This is a genomic window from uncultured Campylobacter sp., assembly GCF_938031315.1.
Taxonomy (GTDB): domain Bacteria; phylum Campylobacterota; class Campylobacteria; order Campylobacterales; family Campylobacteraceae; genus Campylobacter_B.
In genome coordinates, this window is record NZ_CALHHT010000156.1 from 1 (window position 1) to 4,519 (window position 4,519).

At 48.0% G+C, this 4,519-nt stretch carries 2 protein-coding genes and 2 pseudogenes; all 4 read left to right on the top strand.

Annotation, left to right across the window (positions count from 1 at the left end):
- Positions 1-448 (top strand): annotated as a pseudogene (locus tag Q0236_RS04205) (cytochrome bc complex cytochrome b subunit); the annotation flags it as partial.
- Positions 445-1,473: pseudogene (locus Q0236_RS04210) on the top strand (c-type cytochrome). The pseudogenes Q0236_RS04205 and Q0236_RS04210, both read left to right, overlap by 4 nt.
- A gap of 467 nt (positions 1,474-1,940) precedes the next feature.
- Positions 1,941-3,419, top strand: coding sequence for a hypothetical protein (locus Q0236_RS04215; RefSeq protein ID WP_297915432.1), 1,479 nt, complete (start codon positions 1,941-1,943; stop codon positions 3,417-3,419).
- A 440-nt stretch (positions 3,420-3,859) separates the two neighbouring features.
- A partial coding sequence (locus Q0236_RS04220) for an acyl-CoA dehydratase activase (RefSeq protein ID WP_297915434.1) occupies positions 3,860-4,519 on the top strand: 660 nt, incomplete at its 3' end.

A 4,519-nucleotide genomic window follows, 5' to 3' on the forward strand; every position in this document is an offset into this window, starting at 1 on the left:
TTTCCATTTCAACTTTGCGATGGATCCGATAAATTTCGAACCGGGCAACGCTCTAAAAACCCCTCCACACATCTATCCTGAGTGGTATTTCTTGTGGCAGTATGAGATTTTACGCGGATTTTTCTTCGACATTTTCGGCTTTAAAGCTTACAACATCGGCCTTATCGCGTTTGCGATCGCGGGCGTAGCTCTATTTTTTATGCCGCTTTACGATAGAAGCGACGTCGTGGCTCCGGCTCACGAGAGAAAAGGCTTTTTCGTATGGTTCTGGTTGCTAGTGGTCGATATGATCGTGCTTACGATCTTCGGTAAGCTACCTGCCGACGGCGTGACGCTTGGTATTTCAAACTCATGGATAGGATTTTACTCGACCATTACGTTTTTCGTTCTGCTTTTTGTCGTTTTACCTATCATAACGACTCTTGAGAAAAAAGGAGCGGTAAAATGAGAGAGTTAAAAATTTTCATAATCGTAGTTATTTTAACCGGCGTAACATACTGGGGTATCGAGCCTTACGCGCATAACGTCATGCATCCGCACGTCGGCGTGGCCGATTACGACTTTGGCGCCGAGGATATAAATCAAGCCAAATCCGTGGTAGAAGCTAGACAAAAAGCCCTTGATGCGACAAAAGCTCTGAATGACGAGAAAAAAGTCGCCGGAGCACAAAAAGATCTCGAAGAGGCACAAAAATCTCTCGAAGACTACACCGCGTTTTGGAACGATATAAAGGCTATAAATTTAGCCAAAGGCGACGCGACTAAAGGCGCAGAAACCTTTGCAAATGCTGGCTGCGCAGGCTGTCACGGCGTCGAGGCTGCGGGTATGCCGACAGCTATGAGCGCTGCTGAACTTAGCGAAGCGTACGGCGTAGTGCCGCCCGATCTTAGCAGCGCGGGAGCGATATACGACGAGCATTTCTTGGCAGCCCTTATCAAAGATCCGACCAAGGCGCTAAAACTAACGCATAAATTTAACGACGAAACTCCATATCCGATGCCTGCCTTTTTCGGGGCCGGCGGAGAGGATCCAAACGCCGAGATAGCTGATATGGTCGCATATCTAAAGTCTATTGCGCCTAAAGAAATCAGCGACGAGAAGGTATTTCTCGATGCGTGTCAGAGATGCCATGATATGAAATACGAAAACAAATACGTTCTAACTAACCGCGTAAATTTGGCTGCCTACATGGGCTCAAACCCTCCTGATTTATAGATGATGATCCGCTCAAAAGGCGATGATTATCTGCATAAATTTATAAACGACACGCAAAAAATGCTACCGGGCACCTCGATGCCTCGCGTAGGTCTAAATAAAGCTAGCGAGGACAAAGTCGTAGCCTATATGGCAAAAGCGGGCGACGCTAAAAAAGCCGAGCGCGAAAGCCTAGGCATAAACGCGATGATCTACTTCTTGATTTTCGGTATATTCGGATGGCTTTGGAAACGCAAAGTCTGGTCTGACCTACACTAAAATTTGAGCCCGACTCCGGGCTCAAATTTCTCTTTAAATTTACTCCTTAATTTCTAAAATTTATCTACCGATTTAGAAACCGTCGTAAAATTTATTCAGCACTCGCGATGCCTTGTCTAGGCTCAAATTTAACCGCAAACAAATACTAATTTCATGTGCCTATAGTTTAAATTTGGATACGTTTTGAGCGTAATAAAAACTATAAATATACATTTTACAGTATTTTTAAGAACGTGTTACTAACCCTGCTTTTTACGCCATGGACGAAGCAATACGGCAAGATCATTTGGATTTTCTTGGCGGCGGTGAGCTAAGTAGCGTGATTTATAGACGCATTTTTAAGTTAGAGCTCAGCTTGTTTTAGTTTTTTCATAATTTTTCTTGATTTAGGTCATCTTTAAATTTATTTCCCGATGTTAAAATCGGCTATCAATTTTGATTTACAAATTTTCAAAAAAAGGGTAAATATGAACGGTCTCAAATTTACAGTCAAGCTTTTTGCGATCATCGCGGCGCTTTGCCTCGGATTAAATTTAAGCGCTAGCGAGCTGGAAGGTAGGTGGAGCATCGTCTCGGCAAACATAGACGGGCAGGAGGTGCAAACAGCGGGACAAAAGTGCTTTGAGGATTCGTTTTTCGAGGTTAGCGGCCGCAAGGCAAAGCTAGGCCTTAGCTCCGTAGGCGAGGACGGAGCGTGCAAAAGCGGCGAGGCAAGCTACGCCTTTAAAAGCATAGGTGCTGGCAAATACGCGCTGGGTCCTATCGGCGAGTTTTGGCTAGATAAAGACGCGCTAAAGGTAAAACAGTCCTTAGACGGCGGCAAATTTATCGTTTTTTCTTTCAAAAAAGACGCGGCCGCAAACAAAGCCGCGGCAACGGCAACCGTCTCAAATTTGAGCACAGACGAGCTAGAGGGCAGATGGGAGATCGACTCTGTCGCGGCGCAGGGGCAGACGTTTAAAACGGCGGGCCAAAAGTGCTTTGAGGATTCGTTTTTCCAGATAGCAGGCGGCAAAGCCATAGTCAGTATCGTAGCGGCAAATCCGGACGGCACGTGCAAGACGGGCGCAGGAGAAAGCGGCTACAAAAGCCTTGGCAGCGGCAGATACGCGCTAGATAACGATGCGGGCGAATTTAGGCTGAAAAACGGCTCGCTCGAATACGAACAACGCGCGGGCGGCATCTTGTTTACCTTTAAAAAAAGCCGCGCGGCGCAGGCTAGCTCAAATCAGGCGCAAGCCAAATCAAGCTCAAATTTAGAGCCCGAAAAAGACCCTAGCGTCAAGCATAGCGACGCGGGAGCGAGCAAAAAAGGCACGGGCGTGTTTGCAGGCAAGTGGCTCTTCATAAACACCAATACCGACATATCCTTTTATCTGCGCGACGACGGCACTTACGCGAGCCGTTTAGAAAAGCCCGACTGGCGCACGCGCATCGACGGCACGTATAAGGTCAAAGATGGCATCCTAACGATAACCAGCAACGACGGCTACGATACGAGCTACTACTGCGAGAACGACGACTGCACCTTTTTGTGGAACTCCATCGGCACGGGGTACTATATGTTTCAGGCACAAATCCCAAGCCAAATGCCAAAAGAGTGCTTCTCGTTTCGCAAGGACAGCTCGTCGTCCCTGTACGGCTGGTCGGGCGGCAGCGATACCGTAAGCGTAGGCGTGAGCGGATACTACTGCTTTGACGGCAAAGGGCGCTTTAGCTCGGGCGGATCGTCGTATGCTATGGCAACCTCGGGTACCCCAGGCGGCAGCATAGACGGGGGCAGCTCAAAATCGCGCAGCGACGAGGGCTCATACACGCTCGATCAAGGCGAGCTAACGCTCAAATACGACGACGGTACGGTCGTTCGCCACAGCTTTTTCTACACTCCGCCGCGCAGTAAAGACAACAAAGCCATGGCGATAATCGACGGCGAGGTTTATCGGTAGGCTGGCTCTTTTTGGTTAGTAGGATTTAGCATTTTAGCCCGTTTTTGATCGGGCTAAATTTACATACTCCTTCACCTTATCCTCCGCTTCACGGAGCTTTTGCTCTCGCCTCTCACGACCATCAAATTTGCTTGTCGCTCAGCTCAAAACCTACCTTAAATTTGACGCCGTACGTTAAAATTCCGTCGTCAAATTTACCCTCATTCCCGCATAGAAAATCTCAAATTTAATGCGCTAAATAATATTTTTTCAAATTTCCCTCGCTTTTTACGTCTGATTTTGGCTATAATTTCAACCAAAGCAGATCGCGGTCGCGATTTACATTTGCATAAATTTATCTTCATTTATAGTTTCTGCAAATTTACACGAACCTGAGCACAAATTTGCGCTCAAATTTGACGAAGTTCCGCGTGTCGGAAAAATTTTCTACGGATCAGAGTATGCATTTTATCGGTATCGACATCGGTTCGACCTCATCAAAGGTCGCCGTTATGGACGAGCGCGGCAAATTTTGCGAGCTGTTTTTGCTACCAAGCGGCTTTAGCGCGGTTAGAGTCGCGCGGCAGATCAAGCAAATTTTAGAGCAAAAAGGCTACGCAGGGGGCTTCGTAACGGCTACGGGCTACGGACGCGTCAGCGTAGAGTACGCGCAGCTTAGCATGAGCGAAATTTTATGCCATGGCCTTGGGGCGCACTTTTTGTTCGAGAAAGACTGCACCGTCATCGACGTGGGCGGGCAGGACACCAAGGCTATCAAAATAGAAGGTGGCAAGCCTACGGACTTCATCATGAACGACAAATGCTCGGCCGGCACGGGCAAATTTTTAGAGATCAGCGCGGGCCGCCTGGGGCTAGAGCTAAGCGAAATTTACAAAACCGCCCGCAAAAATCCCGCGATCAAACTAAGCTCGACCTGCACTGTTTTTGCCGAGAGCGAGATCGTCTCTCTAAGCGCAAACGGAGCCGAAACGAGCGAGATCGCCTACGCCATTGTGGACTCGTCCGCGCACAAGGTCGCCGCTCTCATCAAACGGCTGGAAAATCAAATTTATTTTTTAAGCGGCGGACTTAGCAACGTGCCGCTCTTTAAACGGCTTCTA

Bases quoted from the DNA above. Each gene is read 5' to 3' on its own strand.
- Q0236_RS04215 (WP_297915432.1), top strand. From the start codon at position 1,941: ATGAACGGTCTCAAATTTACAGTCAAGCTTTTTGCGATCATCGCGGCG.